Here is a 16,618-nt window from a genome sequence, read left to right as displayed (position 1 = left end):
GTTTAGGCTGGGGGTTTGGTTCCGCCGGAATCTCCGGGACGCTCGGCGGCGGCTCATGGGGCGGCCCCGGATGGGGCTGCGGGGTCGGGGCGCCGGGAGCGGTGGGGTCCGGATTGGGTTCCGGGCGGGCGGGACTGGGGTTGTTGGGGTCTTGCATCCTTATTGGTCTAGAACGCCCGGCGGGGGTTCAGGCCGAGGGTTTTCGTCCCACCGCGACGACGCTGCTGCCCCAGGGCAGGCGCAATCCCTTCTCCACCGTCAGCCTGGCCTCGTACTCTAAGTGTCGGGCGAGCACGCGGTTCAGCGCCTTCGGGACGGGCGGGAGCGAGGCCCGCGGAGGGCCGGGGCGGAACCGTTCGAGGACGCGGGACGCCAGCACCAACGGAAAGAGGAAGAAGACGGCATAGGAGAGGCGTTCCACCTGGAAGCCCGCGCCCTCCAGCCGCGCCCGCACCTCGGACGCGCGGTACCGGCGAAAGTGGTGCAGGGCGACGTCGTGCGGCCCCCACAGGAACCGGAAGGCCGGCACGGACAGGACGACGACCCCGCCGGGGCGCAAGACACGCCACGTCTCGGCAAGGGCGGCCCGGTCGTCGCGAATGTGCTCGTAGACGTCCAGGGCGACGACCCCGTCGAAGGAGCCGGAGGCGAAGGGCAGGGCGGAACCGTCGCCGCGCACGAGGCGGGAGAGCCCGCGCCGTCGGCAGTAGCCCAGGGCCGGTGGCCAGGGGTCCAGCCCGACCGAGACGACGCTTTCGGAAAGCTCGGCCAAGCCAGCCCCCGTCCCGCAACCGAGGTCGAGCACCCGGTCGGGCCGTGGGTTCGCGGCGTGCAAGAGGCGGCGGGCAAGGCGGCGGCGCCCGACGAACCACCAATAGCCTTCCTCTAACCGGAAGAGCTTGTCGTACTCCTCACTCTGCACGCAGCGCCAACCGTCTTTTTTTCCCGGCCATGCGGAGCCGGACGAGCTCGCCCAGCATCTTGGGGCCGTCCCGCATGAGGACGACCTTCGACCCTTCTTGGTGCCGCCAGCGGATCGGCACCTCGGCGATCCGGTACCCGAGGTCGTGGGCGATCACGAGGGCTTCGAAGTCGAACCCGAACCCATCGATCTCGCAACGGGAGAAGACGTCCCGGGCCACGTCCCGGCGGAAGAGCTTGAACCCGCACTGGGTGTCCTTGATCCCCTTCACGGCCAAGAGCTGGACGGCGACGTTGAACGCGCGTCCGAGCATTTCCCTGTACCAAGGTTGGCGGATCTCCAGGTTGCTCTCGCGCAGGGGGCGGCTACCGATGGCGATGTCCGCGCCGCCGATCTCCGCGTGCAGCTTCTCGTACTCCTCGATCGGGGTGGCGAGGTCGGCGTCGGTGAAGAGGATCAGGGCCCCCTCCGAAAGCAGGATCCCCGAGCGCACGGCGAACCCCTTCCCCCGGTTGGGCAGGTAGGCATGGAGGCGGACTTCCGCATGGTCGCGCGCGAACTCCTCCACTGCGGCCGCGGTGCCGTCGGTGCTCCCGTCGCTCACGACGATGACCTCGAACGGCACGTCCAGACCCTGCAGGTACTCGTACGTGCGCGCAAGGGTCGGGCTGATCCGGGCTTCCTCGTTATAGGCCGGTATCACCACGCTCAGTTCGACGGGGGCCAAGCGGTAAAGTCTACCAACACTGCCGTCCGACCTATGCCCGGAACTCGGAAACCACTAAGTTTCAAACTCGATCTTTCCGGGCCCTGGCCTTGGTCGGCCGTGCGCGAAAGAGGGAAGTTTCATTCATTACTGAAAGGACAATCAGCACGAAAACCAGGCTGTTCTGGGCACGACGTGGCGCCGATCTTTACTCATTTTCGTTTCTCTTCTGTGGCATAACAAAGCGTATAAGGAATGAGGACTTTCCTACTGTTTGTCGCTGCCGGGGCCTTGTAGAGTTGACATTGGCGCGGACCATCCGGCTATTCTGATGCGTCCGATGACTAGCGACGGCGGCCACAGAGGGGTGGCGGTGACTCCCCCGTCCGATACTGCGCCTTCTTCACGCGCGTCTAGCCGTCCGTTCACGCTCGCCGCTTGGATCCTTCTCGCCTATTCGGCCGCCGTGGCCGTCTTCGGCGCGTTCGTGCGGGCCTCGCTTTCCGGCGACGGGTGCGGCGCGAGCTGGCCGCTTTGCGACGGGCAGGTTTTGCCGTTGGCGCCGACAGCGAAGATGGCGGTCGAGTTCACCCACCGCGTCTCGAGCGGCCTGCTTATCCTCGGCCTGGCCGGACTGACGGTCTGGGCTTACCGGGCGTTCCGCTCCGATGGCCACGTTTGGAAGGCGGCGGGCGTCGCTTTGGGCACCTCGTTCGTCTCGGCGCTGATCGGCGCACTGCTCGTGCTCTTCCGCTGGGTGACGAACGACGCCTCGGCGGGGCGCGCGGTGACGATGCCGCTGCACCTCGTGAACAACCTCGTGCTGTTCGCTGCCCTCGCGCTCTGCGCCTATTGGAGCGCGGGCGGGCAGAAGTGGGCTTGGAAGGGGCAGGGCCAGGTCGCAGGCGCCTTGCGCTGGGCCGCGGGCGGGATGGTCGCGCTGGGCATGACGGGGGCGATCTCCGCCATGGGCCGAACCGCCTTCGAGCACGAATTGAAAGGGGCGAGCACGCTCGTGCAGCGCCTGATGCTGCACGTTGGCGAAGGCGCCCACCCGCTGCTGCGGGGCGGCGTCGTCCACCCGCTGATCGCCACCTCGGTGGGCCTGCTCATTGTTTGGGCGTGCGGCCTTGTCGTGGAGCAGCGCCCGCGGCCCGAGGTGCGGTTCTGGGCGAGGGCGACGGTCGGCCTTTTCCTCTTCCAGTTCGTCTTCGGGCTGGCCAACCTCTTGATGAGCGCTCCGGTCGGGATGCAGCTGGCCCACTTGGCCCTGGCGATCGGGAACTGGCTCACTTTGACGATGCTCGCCGCCCACGCGCTCGTGCCTGCGGCGCAGGTGGGCGAGGCCAGCAGCCTTCGCGCCGAGGCCCCTGCCGTCGCGGCGGGCGGAGGGGGCTACATGGCCCTGGCGAAAGACTATGTCGCGTTGACGAAGCCGCGCGTCGTGAGCCTTCTGCTCTTTACGACCGTCGCCGCGATGATCGTCGCCGCGCGTGGCTGGCCCGGCGGCTGGCTCATCCTGGCGGTCTCGATCGGCGGCTACCTGATGGCAGGGGCCGCGAACGCCTTCAACATGTCCGTCGAGGAAGACCTCGACCTCGCCATGGAGCGGACGGCGAAGCGGCCGACCGTCACCCACCGCATCGGCAAGCGCCAGGCACAGGCCTTCGCCTGGGTCACGATGACGGTGGCGTTCGCGGTGCTCTGGTCGGGGGCGAACCTGCTCTCCGCGGCCCTCGCCTTGTGCGGCCTCCTTTGCTACGTCTTCGTCTACACGCTTTGGCTCAAGCGCCGGACTTGGCACAACATCGTGATCGGGGGCGCGGCCGGCGCGTTCCCCCCGCTGGTCGGCTACGCGGCAGTCTCGGGCGCGCTCTCTCCGCTCGCTTGGACGCTCTTCGCGGTGATCTTCACGTGGACGCCGGTGCACTTTTGGGCGCTGGCCCTGCTCCTGAAGGACGATTACGCCCGGGCTGGGGTCCCAATGCTGCCCGTTGTGAAGGGCGAGCGGGTCACGGCCGAACAAATCGGCATCTATGCCGTGCTAACCTCGCTGGTGTGCGTCGTGCCGTTCGTCCAGGGCCAGGCAGGGCTGACCTACCTGGCCGGTTCTGTCTTGCTCAACCTGGGGTTGCTCGCCCAAAGCCTTCGGCTCTTCCTGCACACCGACCGGCCCCACGCGCGGGCCTTGTTCAAATTCAGCATGGCGTACCTCGCCCTCTTCTTTATCGTCGTCGCCGTCGACCAAGCGGCGAGGTGGCCCGCCTGAGGCGGGGGGACTAACCTATGGCACAGATATTCGGACCGGCGACCAATACGATCGCGACGGCGAGCCTCTTCGGAGGGGCGGCGCTTCCCTTTTTGCTGATGTTCACGGGGTCGGGGATCACGAACTCCCCCGCGAACACGGGCGTGACCGTCCCCTTGGACCAGCCCGCCCCCTTCAGCCACAAGCACCACGCCTACGAGCTCGGCATCGACTGCCGCTTTTGCCACCTCAGCGTCGAAGACTCGCCGAACGCGGGAGTCCCGTCGACCGACGTGTGCATGACGTGCCACAGCCAGATCTGGACGAACAGCCCGAACTTGGAAGCGGTGCGCAAGAGCTACGAGACGGGCACCGCGATCCAGTGGAACAAGGTGAACGCGGTCCCGGACTTCGTCTACTTCAACCACTCCATCCACATCAACCGGGGCGTGAGCTGCAACAACTGCCACGGGGCCGTGAACGACATGCCGATCACCTGGAAGGGCCAGGCGTTCCGCATGGCCTGGTGCTTGGAGTGCCACCAGGAACCGCAGAAGTACCTCTATGCGGACGCCACCCTCGCCGAGGGCGCGTCGCCCCGGGAGCAGGTCTTCCAGCTCTATCGCAAGCTCGCCGCCGGCGACCAGCTGACCGACATCGAACGCAACCTCGCCAAAGGGCTTCCCCAGGTCGTCCCGGCGGACAAGGTGCACGAAGGAGTGCGGCTGATGAAGGACCGCGGCATCAACATGACTCAACTAAGGGATTGCTATGTCTGCCACCACTAACCCCGACTTCGGCAAGGAGCCCAAACTGGTCAAGGGTTTTGAACAGACGGTCGACCCAGACCCGGCCCGGCGCACAGCCGAGGACGAGTTCCCCTACCGGGAGACGCTCCTCCAGGTCGACCGCCGCTCCGTCCTGAAGATGGCCGCGGGCGTCGTCGCCATGGCGGGCCTGGCCACCGGATGCCGCATCGAGCCGCAGCGCAAGATCGTGCCGCAGGTGCTCGGGCACAGGGAGTACGCCACCGGTCTCGACCAGTACTTCGCGACCACCGCGACGCGTGGCGGTTATGCCATGGGCGTGCTCGCCCGCAGCTACGACGGCCGCCCCGTGAAGCTGGAAGGCAACCCGAAGCACCCGGCCAGCCTGGGGGCGATCGACTCGCGGACGATCGCCGAGATCGCCGTCCTCTACGACCCCGACCGGCTGCAGTCGCCGACGCTGTTGGGCGACTTCGGCACGTGGGAGGCGTTCTTGATCGAGGCGCGCAACACGCTCGCCAACGTGGGCGAAAGCGGCGCGAACGGCATCGCCATCCTCACCCCGAACGTCAGCTCGCCGACTCTGGCCGGGCTCATCCAAGACTTCCTCGCCCAATATCCCAACGCGACCTGGCACCAGTACGAACCGGTGAACCGGGACAACGTGCGGGAGGGCGCGATGCTCGCCTTCGGCACGAACGTGGAGCTTGTGCCGCGCTTCGACCTCGCAAAGGTCGTCGTCGGCATCGACGCGGACATCATCCTCGACGGCCCGGCGCCGGTGCGCTACCAGCGCGACCTGGCCGCGAACCGGTTCGTCGACGGGACGACGCGCGAGATGAGCCGGCTCTACGCACTGGAGGCGGTCCCCACCCTTTTCGGCGCGATGGCCGACCACCGCTACCGCGTGCGGCCCAGCCGGACACTGGCCGCCGTCAAGGCCCTAGCCGCGAAGGTCGGCGTGCCCGGGGCGGGCGCCTCGCCCGTGGAAGGGCTCGATGAAAAGGCCCTTAACGCGATGGCCGCCGACCTCCTGGCAAACCGGGGGGCGAGCATCGTCACGGCAGGGACGCACTGCTCCGCCGCCGTCCACGCCGTGGTCAACGCGATCAACTCGCACCTCGGCAATATCGGGACGACCCTGGAACCGAAGACGCCCGTCATGGCGAAGCCGACCAGCAACATGGCGGACATCCGCGACCTTGCGACGAAGCTGAGCTCGGGCCAGATCAAGTTCCTCCTCGTCCTGGAAGGCAACCCTGTCTACGACGCCCCGGCAGACCTGAACTTTAAGGAGCTGCTGGGCAAGGCCAAGCTGACCGCGCACCTCTCGCTCTACGACAACGAGACTTCGGCGGCGTGCCGGTGGCAGCTTCCCTGCAGCCACTTCCTCGAGGCGTGGGGCGACGGCGTCGCCTTCGACCACACCTATTCGGTGGGCCAACCGCTCATCATGCCGCTTTACGACTCGCGGTCTCCCGTGGAGCTGCTCGCAGCCCTGCTCGGGCGCGTCCAAGACGGCCTGGCGATGGTGCGCCAGACTTGGACCGAGCGGAGCGGAGCGGCGGCGGACACACGCGAGGACGCTTGGGCCGAACTCCTGGCGATCGGCGCCATGGAACAGCGAGGGGGCGCGCCCGTGGCGGTCTCGCTCGTGCCGAACCTCCTGGCGGGCCTCGGCGAGCCTGGCGCGGGCGGGGGGATCGACTTGCTCGTCCTGCCGGACCCGACCGTCTACGACGGCCGCTATTCAAACGTCGGCTGGCTGCAAGAACTGCCCAAGCCGCTGACGGACCTCACCTGGGACAACGCGATCGAAATGGGGCCGGCACTGGCCCAGCGGCTGGGGGTCACCCAGGTGGACCGCTACCTTGGCACGCTTCCCTACTACGGCCCGCGAAGGCGGGCGCGCATCAGCGCGAACGGCCAGACGCTTGAGGGCGCGGTCTACGTGAACATGGGCATGGCCGACGAGACCGTCGTCGTGCGCATGGGTTACGGCCGTACAAAGGCCGGTCAGATCGGGACCGCGGCAGACGAGCGGCACGGCGGCGGCTTCGATGCCATGGTGCTCCGTACCACGGCAGCGCCGAACCTCGTGATCGGCGCACAAGTCGAGCACGCGGACGGCACCTACGCCTTGGCGAACGCGCAGTTCCACAACATGCTCGAGGTCACGGACGTCGACAGCAACCGCGACGTGATCCGGAAGACCAGCTTGGCCATGCTCTTGCAGAAGCCGGACGTCATGAGTTCGCCGACCTTCGGCTCCCACGCGGGAGGCCATGGGGAATCCCACGGCGAGGACGGGCACGGCAAAGAGGAGGCGCACGGCAAGGAGCACGGGGGCACGGAGAAGCACGAGAGCATCTTCATCCCGCCGCAGGAGTTCTACGACGAGTCCACCAACTACCAGTGGGCGATGACGATCGACCTGAACCTTTGCACGGGATGCAACGCCTGCGTCACCGCGTGCCAGGCCGAGAACAACATCCCGGTCGTCGGCAAGGAGCAGGTCCAAAAGGGCCGCGAGATGCACTGGATCCGCATCGACCGGTACTACATGCCGAACAGGCACGGCGAGTTTAACCCGGACGATCCGGCAATCGCGCTGCAACCCGTGACGTGCGTCCAGTGCGAACTGGCCCCGTGCGAGCCGGTGTGCCCCGTGGCCGCGACGACGCACAGCCACGAAGGCATCAACCAAATGGTTTATAACCGGTGCGTCGGCACCCGGTACTGCAGCAACAACTGCCCGTACAAGGTGCGCCGCTTCAACTTCCTCTTCTACCAAGAGAAGCCTGAGAAGGTGCCGGTGCTGCAGCTCGCCCAGAACCCGAACGTCACCGTGCGGGGACGCGGCGTGATGGAGAAGTGCACGATGTGCGTGCACCGGATCAACGAGGCGCGCATCGACGCCAAGAAGCACGGGCGCAAGATCCAGGACGGCGAGGTCCGCACCGCCTGCCAGCAGGCGTGCCCGACCGGGGCGATCGTCTTCGGCAACAAGGGCGACCGCGACGCCCTGGTGAGCAAGCACCGGCAGAACCCGCGCAACTATTCGTTGCTCGGCTACTTGAACACCCGTCCGCGCGTCACCCACCTGGGCCGCGTCAACAACCCCCATCCGGAGCTGGAAGCCTAACCCATGGCAGCAGAAGACACCAGAACAAGCCAACTCTTGCCTGGCGAGTGGTCGAACAAGACCGTCGACGACTCGCTCGTCGAGATCGTGCTCGACCAGAAGCGCCACGAACAGGCCCAGGTCAAGCTGCCGAAGATCTTGGACGACGCGCTGCCGCCCGTCGCGAAGAGCCCCTGGGCGATCATGCTCGGCACAGGCTTCGTGTTCGTGAACGTGCTGCTTCTGACGATCACGATCCTCGTCCTCACGGGGATCGGCGTCTGGGGCAACAACCAGCCGGCCGGCTGGGGCATGGACATCATCAACTTCGTCTGGTGGATCGGCATCGGCCACGCGGGCACGCTGATCTCCGCGATCCTGCTCCTCCTGCGCCAGCAATGGCGCAACTCGATCAACCGCTTCGCCGAGGCGATGACGATCTTCGCGGTCATGTGCGCGGGCATCTATCCGCTGCTGCACACTGGCCGTCCCTGGGTCGCCTACTGGCTCTTCCCCTACCCGAACGTGCTCGCGATGTGGCCCCAGTTCCGCTCGCCGCTGGTCTGGGACGTCTTCGCGGTCAGCACCTACTTCACGGTCTCGCTCCTCTTCTGGTTCGTCGGCCTGGTGCCGGACTTCGCGACCCTCCGCGACCGGGCCCGGAGCCGCGGGGCGCAGATCGTCTACGGCATGCTCGCGATGGGCTGGAGCGGTTCTGCCAAGGCGTGGCACCGGTACCAGCACGCCTCGATCATCCTGGCCGGGCTCTCGACCCCGCTCGTCCTTTCGGTCCACACGATCGTGTCCTTCGACTTTGCGATGTCGATCGTGCCGGGCTGGAACGTCACCGTCTTCCCGCCTTACTTCGTCGCGGGCGCCGTCTTCGCGGGCTTCGCGATGGTCATCCTGCTGGCGATTCCGATCCGCAAATGGTACGGGCTGGAGAGCTTCATCACCATGAAGCACTTCGACTGGATGGCCAAGGTCATGCTCGCGACGGGCATGATCGTCGCCTACGGATACTGTGCGGAGGTCTTCTACGCGTGGTACGCGGGGGAGCCGGCGGAACTGGCGCTGCTCTATAACCGCGGGAACTTGGCGAACGCGCCCTACTCGTGGAGCTTCTACGCGCTGATCCTCTTCAACGTGCTGGCCCCGCTGCCGCTGTGGTCCGCCAAGGTCCGCCAGAACCTCAAGGCGCTGTTCTGGATCTCGCTCAGCATCAGCATCGGCATGTGGTTCGAGCGGTTCGTCATCATCCCGGTCTCGCTCACCCGCGACTACCTCCCGAGCGCGTTCGGCTACTACTCGCCGACCATCGTGGACTACGGCATGTTCGCGGGCACGATCGGGCTCTTCATCTTCCTGATGTTCCTCTTCATCCGCTTCTTACCGATGATCAACATCTTCGAGATCAAAGAACTGCTCCACCACAAGGAGCACGAGGAGCACCACCGGAACGGCCACGCCGGACACGCGGCGGAGCACAGCAACGGCGTCCACACGACGGCCGGGGAGGACAAACGGTGAGCCACGGCAGGGACAACCACGCAAGGCCGTACGGCGTCGTCGGATCGTTCACCACGCCGGAAGCGCTGCTCGAAGCCGCCCAGCGAGCAAAGGACGCGGGCTACCGCCACATGGACGGCTATTCGCCGATCCCGGTGGAGGGGCTTGCCGACGTGGTCGGGCGCCCGAAGGACTGGATGCTGACCGGCTTGGTCCTGGGGGCTGGCGCCACGGGCGCCATCGTCGGGTTCGCGCTCGAGGCGCTCACCTCGGCCGTCTCCTACCCGCACAACGTCGGCGGCAAGCCGCTGGTCAGCATCCCCATGTTCTTCCCCGTGCTCTATGAGTGCACGATCCTCTTCGCCGCGGCGGCCGCGACTTTCGGGATGTTCGCGATGAACGACATGCCCAAGCCGCACCGCCCGGTCTTCAACGCGGAAGCGATGGTGCGGGCCTCCCAAGACCGTTTTGTGCTCTGCCTGGAAGCCTCGGATCCGAACTACGACCTGGACAGAGCGATGGCCTTCCTGAGGGATCAAGGGGCCGAGACCGTCGAAGAGGTCTGGACCTCGGAGGGATATTGATGAAGCGGTACCTGCCTTTGACGCTCGCCACGCTCGCCCTTGCGGTCGGCTGCCACCAGGACATGTGGCAACAGCCGAAGAACAAGGCGCAGTCGAAGAGCGCGTTCTTCACGGACAGCGTCTCCTCCCGGCCGCCCGTGGCCGGAACCGTCGCCTTTGAACGGCCGAAGACCGACCGTGAGTTCTATACGGGCTACGACCGAGAGGGGCGGCTCGTGCGCGAGTTCCCGATGCCGGTCACCGAAGAGCTGGTCAAGCGCGGCAAGGAGCGGTTCGACATCTTCTGCCGGCACTGCCACGGCGCGATCGGCGACGGCGAGGGCATGATCGCCAAACGCGGGTTCACGCTCGCCCGGCCGGTGGGCAACTACCACTCGCAAAGGCTTCGCAACATGCCGGTCGGCCACTTCTTCGACGTGATCACCAACGGCTTCGGCACGATGTACCCCTTCAAAGAGCGCATCCGCCCCTATGACCGGTGGGCGATCGCCAGCTATATCCGCGTGCTGCAACGGAGCCAGTACGCCGCGGTCGCCTCCGTCCCCGCGGAAGAGCGCAACAAGCTTATGCAAATGCCTTACGAATCTTCGCAGGACGCGGCGCCCGAGCCGCAGGTCGCGCAGCCTTCGCCCTTGGCGCCGAGGCCGCCCGTCCCGAGCGGGCCCACCCCCGGGAACGTCGGCGAAGGGTCGGCAGTCCCCGGCGGACAGGGCAGCGCGGCGCCGATGGGAGGCACGCAATGAAGGCATCACGGTTCGACCGGACATTCGTGAGCGCCGGAGCGGTCCTGCTGGTGATCGGCATCGTGCTCGCCCTGCTCGGCAGCACCATGGGCGGCCGGTCCGGGGTGGAGATCGCGAACTCCTACTATTTCGCCTGGCACTGCTGGACGGCCCTGACCTTGGGCTGTCTCGGCCTCTCGCTCCTGCACCACGCGACCCGCGGCCACTGGGGCTTCCCCCTCGTCCGCCTCTTCGAGGCAGGGAGCGGGCCCTTCGCGCTTGGCGTCACATTCATCGGCTGGCTCGGGGTCGCGGCGCAGTCGGCCGCGATCTACCCCTGGGCAAACCCCTCGGTCGTGGCGGGCGACCCGATCCTCACCCACCGCGCCGGGGCGATGAACTTCAGCTTCTGGGTGGCCCGCGGGATCGTCTACTTCCTGGTCTTCTTCTTCTTCTCGATGCGCAACCAGGCGACCTTGCGGGAAGAAGAACGGACCGGCCGGTCGAACTGGCAGGCCCGGAGCCGCTTTAGCGCGGTCGGGCTCGTGGTGTACTTCCTGCTCGTCACGCTCGCCTGGACCGACTGGGGCATGAGCCGGGAGCTGCACTGGTACTCGACCATGTACGGGTTCTGGAACATCATCGGCGGCGCGCTGATGGCGATGTCCCTCGCCGTGGCGGTCGCCTGCTTCAACTCCGAGGGCAAGCCCTATCGGGACGTGATGGCGGAATGGCTGAGCCGCGACTGGGGCAACCTCTTGCTCACGATGACACTGCTCTGGGCGTACTTCTCGTTCAGCCAGTACCTCATCATCTGGTCGGGGAACCTCCCGGTCACGACCGAGTACTTCATCGCGCGGACGGACGGCGGCTGGCTGATCGTCAGCAACATCCTTCTCTTCTTCCAGTTCTTCGTGCCCTTTGTGCTGCTCCTCATGCCGGGCGTGAAGAAGAGCCCGAAGACGCTCGGCACGATCGCCGCCTACATCTTTGCGATGAGGCTCGTCGATTGGTTCTGGATCACGGTGCCGACCTTCCGACCGCAACTGGGCGTGCACGCCCTCGACCTAGGGGCCCTCTTTGCCCTCGGTGGACTGTGGTTCCTGGCCTATGGGCTCTCGTTGCAACGCGCGCCCTTGCTGACGTCCCGCGAAGCCCGAATTGTGGAGGCGACTGAGAATGTCTGAGCATAACGAAAGCCGCGATAAAGACCTCTTGGAGGAACTGGGCTACGAGATCCAGGACGTCCCGGCCCGGCCGGTCGCCCTGGGCTTGGTCCCGTTCTTCGGGACGGTGGTCGTGACGATCATCGTCGCCTACTTCTTCTTCGTCTGGGTGGCGCCCGAGATGACCCGGCGGCCCGCCTCGACGCAGTTGGAACGCACCCGCAAGCCTGCGGAAGGCATTCCCCTGATCCAGACGAACGTCACCGCCCACAAGGACATGGTGGACGTGATCCAAGAAGAGCGCAAGAAGGAAAGCACCTATGGCTGGACCGACCGGAAGACCGGCCACGTCCACATCCCCATCGACCGAGCCATGGCGCAAGTTCTGGCCGAGGGCCTGCCGTCCCGTGCTAACGCGCGTGTCCCCGAGGGTGAGATCCCCCCGACCGTCCTGGCGGAGGAGCAACGGTGAGCCGCCGCGCCCTGGCTGTGATGGCCTTGGTGGGACTGGCCGGCCTCGCCTCGCCCCAGTTCTACGGCTATAAAGATCCGCCGGTCCCCGGCCAGTCGCGCGTGGCCGCCCAGAGCAAGACCGCGGACGTCCGGGTCGACCAGAAGCTGGAAAGTTTCGTCCCGCTCGACGCCGAGTTCCGCGACGAACTCGGCATGAAGGTAAAGCTGGGCGACTACTTTGTCGACAAGCCCGTCCTGCTGCTGCCCGTGTTCTACAAGTGCCCCGGCATCTGCGAGGCCGAGCTCATGAACCTGGTCGAGAGCCTGAAGGGGTTCAACAAGGACTTCGTGGGCAAAGACTTCTTGGTCGTCACGGTCGGTATCGACCCCAGCGAGACGCCGGAGCTTGCCTCGCAAAAGAAAGACACCCTGGTCGCGCTCTATCAAGGCAACCGGACGAAACGCGAGGAGCGGCTCATGACGGAACGCGGGTGGCACTTCCTGACGGGAGACATGACCCAGATCCGCAAGGTCACGGACGCGATCGGCTTCCGGTTCACGTATGACGCCTCCAACGGCAACATCACCCACCCGGCCGCGCTCGTCGTGCTCACTCCGCAGGGCAAGATCAGCCGCTATTTCCTGGACGTGCAATACCCCCAGCGCCTTCTTCTGAATTCGATCAAGGACGCGGGCAAGGGCCAGGTCGGGACGCGTGAGGAACAGCCATTCTTCCTCTCCTGCATCCAGGTAGACCCGTTGACCGGTCAGCGAAGCTTGAACATCTTGAACACGCTAAAGACCCTCGGCGTGGTGACGATCCTCGGGATGGTCGTCGCGATGGCCGTTTGGAACCGCCAGGCGAAGCGCCGGCCGGAGGAAAGAACCGACTCATGAACCTCTTTAAGACTCTTCCCGTGATGCCGGTGCAGGCGTCCGAGCGGGCGTTCTGGCACGACTTGCTCTTCTTCACTATCACGGGCCTGTCGGTGATCTTCACGATCTTGGTTTTCCTCTTGATCCTGCGGCTGGCCACCACCTACCGCCAGGGGAGCCCGGCGGACCGCCGAAACCCCGTCTACCACAGCCTCAAGATTGAGAGCCTCTTGATCGGCGTGCCCCTCGTGCTCGGCCTCGCCATCTTCGTCTGGGCTTCGCTCGGGTTCGTGAACTACCGCAAGACGCCGGAGAAGGCGATGGAGATCTTCGTCGTCGGCAAGCAGTGGATGTGGCACTTGCAGCACATGAACGGCGTCCGGGAAAACAACGAGCTCCACGTCCCCGTCGACACCCCGATCAAGCTCACGATGATCTCCCAGGACGTCATCCACGCGATGTACCTCCCCGAGTTCCGCGCCCAATACCACGTGGTGCCGGGCCGATACACCGACCTGAACTTCACCGCCACGCGGATCGGCAAGTACAAGATGCTCTGCAACATGTACTGCGGCACCCAGCACTCTGAAATGGTCGGATTGGTCCACGTCATGTCCAAGGGCGACTTCGCCAAGTGGATGGAGAACAACGCCAACCGTTACCAGGACAAGCCGCTCACGATGGCGGCGGCAGGCGCCCAGACGTGGAAAGACCTCGGCTGCGGGAACTGCCACGGTCAAAAGGACACCCTGCGCGGCCCCTCGCTCTACGGCATCTTCGGCACAAGGCGCACGTTCAGCGACGGGTCTAGCAAGGTGGCCGACAACGACTATCTGCGGGAATCGATCCTGACCCCGTGGCTGCTCTTGACGAGGGGCTACGAGGCCAGTATGCCGGCATATAAGGGCCAGATCACCGAAGAGCGGGTGCTGGCGCTGGTCGAGTATATGAAGACGCTGACCGCGGAGCCGGGCGGCGAGAAGGCCGCTGCGATCGAACCTGGGTTCGAGACGTCCCGGCCGACGAGCTCTCCGCAGAACTCGACCGATGTCGCTAACAGAAGGGCCTCCGCCCCCGCGATGCAACAAGAACAAGGAGCCACCAGAGAATGAGCGCCGTCGCAGAAAGGGTCTTTACGCAGGAACCGCCTGCCGAGCCCAGGAACTACCTGAACACGGACCATACGCTGAAGTCCTGGTTGCTGACCACGGACCACAAGCGCATCGCCGTGCTTTACTTGATCTCGGTCACGATCATGTTCTTCATGGGCAGCATCGCGGCCGCGTTCATCCGGTTCGAGCTGACCTCGCCATGGGGACAGATCCTCACGAACGAGGCTTACAACAAGACCTTCACCGCCCACGGCGTCTTGATGATCTTCTTCTTCCTGATCCCGGCCGTCCCGGCCGTGCTCGGGAACTTCCTCGTGCCCCTCCAGATCGGCGCGAGGGACCTCGCCTTCCCGCGTTTGAACCTGGCGAGCTGGTACGTCTACATCATCTCCGCCGTGCTCGTGCTCTCCTCCCTGGTGATGGGGGGCGTCGATACGGGCTGGACCTTCTACGTCCCGCTGAGCTCGCTCTATTCGAACACGCCCGTCTCCTTGATGCTGGTCGGTCTCTTCCTCTCGGGCTTTAGCTCGATCATGACGGCCGTCAACTTCATCGCGACGATCCACAAGATGCGCGCGCCGGGGATGACCTGGTTCAAGCTGCCGCTCTTCATTTGGGCGCACTATGCGACCAGCGTCACGATCATCCTGGGCACCCCCGTCGTCGCGATCACGTTGCTCCTGGTCGTCTTGGAGCGAACGTTCGGCATCGGCATCTTCAGCCCGGAACTCGGCGGCGACCCTGTGCTGTTCCAGCACCTCTTCTGGTTCTATTCGCACCCCGCCGTCTACATCATGGTGCTGCCCGCGATGGGCGTCATCAGCGAGCTGGTGACGTGCTTCAGCCGCCGCCAGATCTTCGGCTACCAGTTCGTCGCGATGTCTTCCATGGCCATCGCCGCGATCGGCTTCCTGGTCTGGGGCCACCACATGTACGTCTCGAGCCAGTCGGTGCTGCAAGGCATCGTCTTCTCCTTGCTTTCGTTCTTGGTCGCGGTGCCGTCCGCGGTCAAGGTGTTCAACTGGACTTTGACCATGTGGAAGGGGTCCGTGCTGTTCCGCACGCCGATGATCTACGCCTTGGCCTTCCTCGGCCTCTTCGTGATCGGCGGCCTCACCGGCCTCTACCTCTCCAGCTTGGACACCGACGTCCACCTCACTGCGACGTACTTCGTCGTGGCGCACTTCCACTACGTCATGGTCGGCGGGTCGATCCTCGCCTTCCTCGGCGGCATCCACTTCTGGTGGCCGAAAATGTTCGGCGTGATGTACTCCGAATTCTGGGGACGCCTCTCCGCGATGGTGATCTTCATCGGGTTCAACTTCACGTTCTTCCCGCAGTTCATTGTGGGGTACCTCGGGATGCCGCGGCGCTACCACCTCTACTACTTCGCGCCGGAGTGGCAGTTCTATCACGTCGCTTCGAGCCTCGGCTCGACCGTCTTGGGAATCGGGTTCCTCATGCCGGCCATCTACCTCACCGCCTCGCTCGTCAACAAGCGTAAAGGGGAACAACCCCTCATGCCGCACAACCCGTGGGGCGCCAAGGGTTTGGAATGGGAGGAGGCCGCCACACCGCCCATCACCCTCAATTTCGAAAGGACGCCTATGGTCACGGAAGTCCCCTACAACTACGACCCGATCGAGGACACCAACAGGGTCCGGGCCGAGAAGGGGCTGCCGCTGATCGAGCTTGACCACGATAAGGACAAGGTTCACCACTGATGGCTGCCCATCCCCACACCGCTAACCCAGACGATCCGGCTGTTTACGAGCAGTTCGAGCATATCGACCAGCAACAGGAAACCTATGTGCTGGGGATGTGGGCGTTCCTCGTCACCGAAGTCATGTTCTTCGGGGCGCTCTTCTTGATCTACACCATCTATCGGTGGAAGTATCAGAGCGACTTCTTCATCTATCACGAAGAGCTGAACTACATGATCGGAGGCTTGAACACCTTCATCCTGCTCATCAGTTCGCTCTGCGTGGCGCTCGCCGTCCACTACGCCCAGCTGAAAAAGTACAAACCGGTGATGTCCATGCTCTGGATCACCCAGCTTTGCGCAGCCGCGTTCCTCGTGATAAAGCTCGTCTTCGAGTGGAGCGTGAAGTTCGAGCACCACCTTTTCCCGAACGACACCTTCCACTGGAACCCGATCCCGCACGGCGGCGACCCAGAGCACGCGAGAGTCTTCTTCTCGCTGTACTTTGCAATGACGGGCCTACACGGCCTCCACGTCCTCATCGGGATCGTCATCTTCGCCGTCCTCATGGGGCTGCTCCGGCGCGAGCACAAGGCGGGGCGGCTGTTCAAGCAAGGAGTTCTCTCCGACTACGTGCCAATCGAGATGGTCGGGCTCTACTGGCACTTCGTCGACCTGGTGTGGATCTTCCTCTACCCGCTCTTCTATCTCATCCCGAAATAAAGCC

Annotated in this window: 14 protein-coding genes; 12 read left to right on the top strand and 2 right to left on the bottom strand. The window is 65.1% G+C overall.

Features of this window, described 5'->3' with window-relative positions:
• Nucleotides 1-187: 187 nt before the first annotated feature.
• Both KF733_02845 and KF733_02840 read right to left on the bottom strand, forming a co-directional pair.
• Nucleotides 188-922 carry a methyltransferase domain-containing protein gene (locus KF733_02845; GenBank protein ID QYK56421.1) on the bottom strand — a complete coding sequence of 245 codons (735 nt, stop codon included), beginning with the start codon at nt 920-922 and terminating at the stop codon, nt 188-190.
• The gene (locus tag KF733_02840) at nt 912-1,649 is read right to left on the bottom strand and encodes a glycosyltransferase family 2 protein (GenBank protein QYK56420.1); all 738 of its coding nucleotides are present in this window, start codon (nt 1,647-1,649) and stop codon (nt 912-914) included. The genes KF733_02845 and KF733_02840 overlap by 11 nt, the downstream gene beginning before the upstream one ends.
• Nucleotides 1,650-1,968: 319 nt before the next feature.
• On the opposite strand from KF733_02840, the gene KF733_02835 reads away from it, so the two are divergent.
• The 12 genes from KF733_02835 (at nt 1,969) to KF733_02780 (ending at nt 16,614) form a co-directional block, all read left to right on the top strand.
• Complete coding sequence (locus KF733_02835) at nt 1,969-3,897, top strand: heme o synthase (GenBank protein QYK56419.1); 1,929 nt, start codon at nt 1,969-1,971, stop codon at nt 3,895-3,897.
• A gap of 17 nt (nt 3,898-3,914) precedes the next feature.
• Nucleotides 3,915-4,664: a cytochrome c3 family protein gene (locus KF733_02830; GenBank protein ID QYK56418.1), complete on the top strand. Its 750-nt coding sequence runs from the start codon at nt 3,915-3,917 to the stop codon at nt 4,662-4,664.
• Nucleotides 4,665-4,803: 139 nt separating this feature from the next.
• Nucleotides 4,804-7,788: a 4Fe-4S dicluster domain-containing protein gene (locus KF733_02825; protein ID QYK57153.1), complete on the top strand. Its 2,985-nt coding sequence runs from the start codon at nt 4,804-4,806 to the stop codon at nt 7,786-7,788.
• A 3-nt stretch (nt 7,789-7,791) separates the two neighbouring features.
• Nucleotides 7,792-9,297, top strand: a complete 1,506-nt coding sequence (gene nrfD, locus KF733_02820) for a polysulfide reductase NrfD (protein QYK56417.1) — start codon at nt 7,792-7,794, stop codon at nt 9,295-9,297.
• A complete protein-coding gene (locus KF733_02815) occupies nt 9,294-9,860 on the top strand; it encodes a DUF3341 domain-containing protein (protein QYK56416.1) in 567 nt (188 codons plus the stop codon). Before nrfD ends, KF733_02815 begins: the two co-directional genes overlap by 4 nt.
• A complete protein-coding gene (locus tag KF733_02810; GenBank protein ID QYK56415.1) occupies nt 9,860-10,603 on the top strand; it encodes a cytochrome c in 744 nt (247 codons plus the stop codon). Before KF733_02815 ends, KF733_02810 begins: the two co-directional genes overlap by 1 nt.
• Nucleotides 10,600-11,769 carry a hypothetical protein gene (locus tag KF733_02805; GenBank protein ID QYK56414.1) on the top strand — a complete coding sequence of 390 codons (1,170 nt, stop codon included), beginning with the start codon at nt 10,600-10,602 and terminating at the stop codon, nt 11,767-11,769. Before KF733_02810 ends, KF733_02805 begins: the two co-directional genes overlap by 4 nt.
• The gene (locus KF733_02800; protein QYK56413.1) at nt 11,762-12,220 is read left to right on the top strand and encodes a hypothetical protein; all 459 of its coding nucleotides are present in this window, start codon (nt 11,762-11,764) and stop codon (nt 12,218-12,220) included. Before KF733_02805 ends, KF733_02800 begins: the two co-directional genes overlap by 8 nt.
• Complete coding sequence (locus KF733_02795) at nt 12,217-13,098, top strand: SCO family protein (GenBank protein QYK56412.1); 882 nt, start codon at nt 12,217-12,219, stop codon at nt 13,096-13,098. The genes KF733_02800 and KF733_02795 overlap by 4 nt, the downstream gene beginning before the upstream one ends.
• Complete coding sequence (locus tag KF733_02790) at nt 13,095-14,189, top strand: c-type cytochrome (protein QYK56411.1); 1,095 nt, start codon at nt 13,095-13,097, stop codon at nt 14,187-14,189. The genes KF733_02795 and KF733_02790 overlap by 4 nt, the downstream gene beginning before the upstream one ends.
• Complete coding sequence (locus tag KF733_02785) at nt 14,186-15,913, top strand: cbb3-type cytochrome c oxidase subunit I (protein ID QYK56410.1); 1,728 nt, start codon at nt 14,186-14,188, stop codon at nt 15,911-15,913. Before KF733_02790 ends, KF733_02785 begins: the two co-directional genes overlap by 4 nt.
• On the top strand, nt 15,913-16,614 hold the full coding sequence (locus KF733_02780) for a cytochrome c oxidase subunit 3 (protein ID QYK56409.1): 702 nt from the start codon (nt 15,913-15,915) through the stop codon (nt 16,612-16,614). Before KF733_02785 ends, KF733_02780 begins: the two co-directional genes overlap by 1 nt.
• The last annotated feature ends 4 nt before the right edge of the window (nt 16,615-16,618 follow it).

This window comes from Fimbriimonadaceae bacterium, from assembly GCA_019454125.1.
GTDB lineage: Bacteria > Armatimonadota > Fimbriimonadia > Fimbriimonadales > Fimbriimonadaceae > JALHNM01.
This window is presented reverse-complemented; position numbering and strand designations above follow the sequence as displayed.

Excerpts from the sequence above, each read along its gene's own strand:
- KF733_02835 (QYK56419.1), top strand. The coding sequence starts at position 1,969 with ATGACTAGCGACGGCGGCCACAGAGGGGTGGCGGTGACTCCCCCGTCC.
- KF733_02830 (QYK56418.1), top strand. The coding sequence starts at position 3,915 with ATGGCACAGATATTCGGACCGGCGACCAATACGATCGCGACGGCGAGC.
- KF733_02825 (QYK57153.1), top strand. The coding sequence starts at position 4,804 with ATGGCCGCGGGCGTCGTCGCCATGGCGGGCCTGGCCACCGGATGCCGC.
- nrfD (QYK56417.1), top strand. The coding sequence starts at position 7,792 with ATGGCAGCAGAAGACACCAGAACAAGCCAACTCTTGCCTGGCGAGTGG.
- KF733_02810 (QYK56415.1), top strand. The coding sequence starts at position 9,860 with ATGAAGCGGTACCTGCCTTTGACGCTCGCCACGCTCGCCCTTGCGGTC.
- KF733_02805 (QYK56414.1), top strand. The coding sequence starts at position 10,600 with ATGAAGGCATCACGGTTCGACCGGACATTCGTGAGCGCCGGAGCGGTC.
- KF733_02800 (QYK56413.1), top strand. The coding sequence starts at position 11,762 with ATGTCTGAGCATAACGAAAGCCGCGATAAAGACCTCTTGGAGGAACTG.
- KF733_02790 (QYK56411.1), top strand. The coding sequence starts at position 13,095 with ATGAACCTCTTTAAGACTCTTCCCGTGATGCCGGTGCAGGCGTCCGAG.
- KF733_02785 (QYK56410.1), top strand. The coding sequence starts at position 14,186 with ATGAGCGCCGTCGCAGAAAGGGTCTTTACGCAGGAACCGCCTGCCGAG.
- KF733_02780 (QYK56409.1), top strand. The coding sequence starts at position 15,913 with ATGGCTGCCCATCCCCACACCGCTAACCCAGACGATCCGGCTGTTTAC.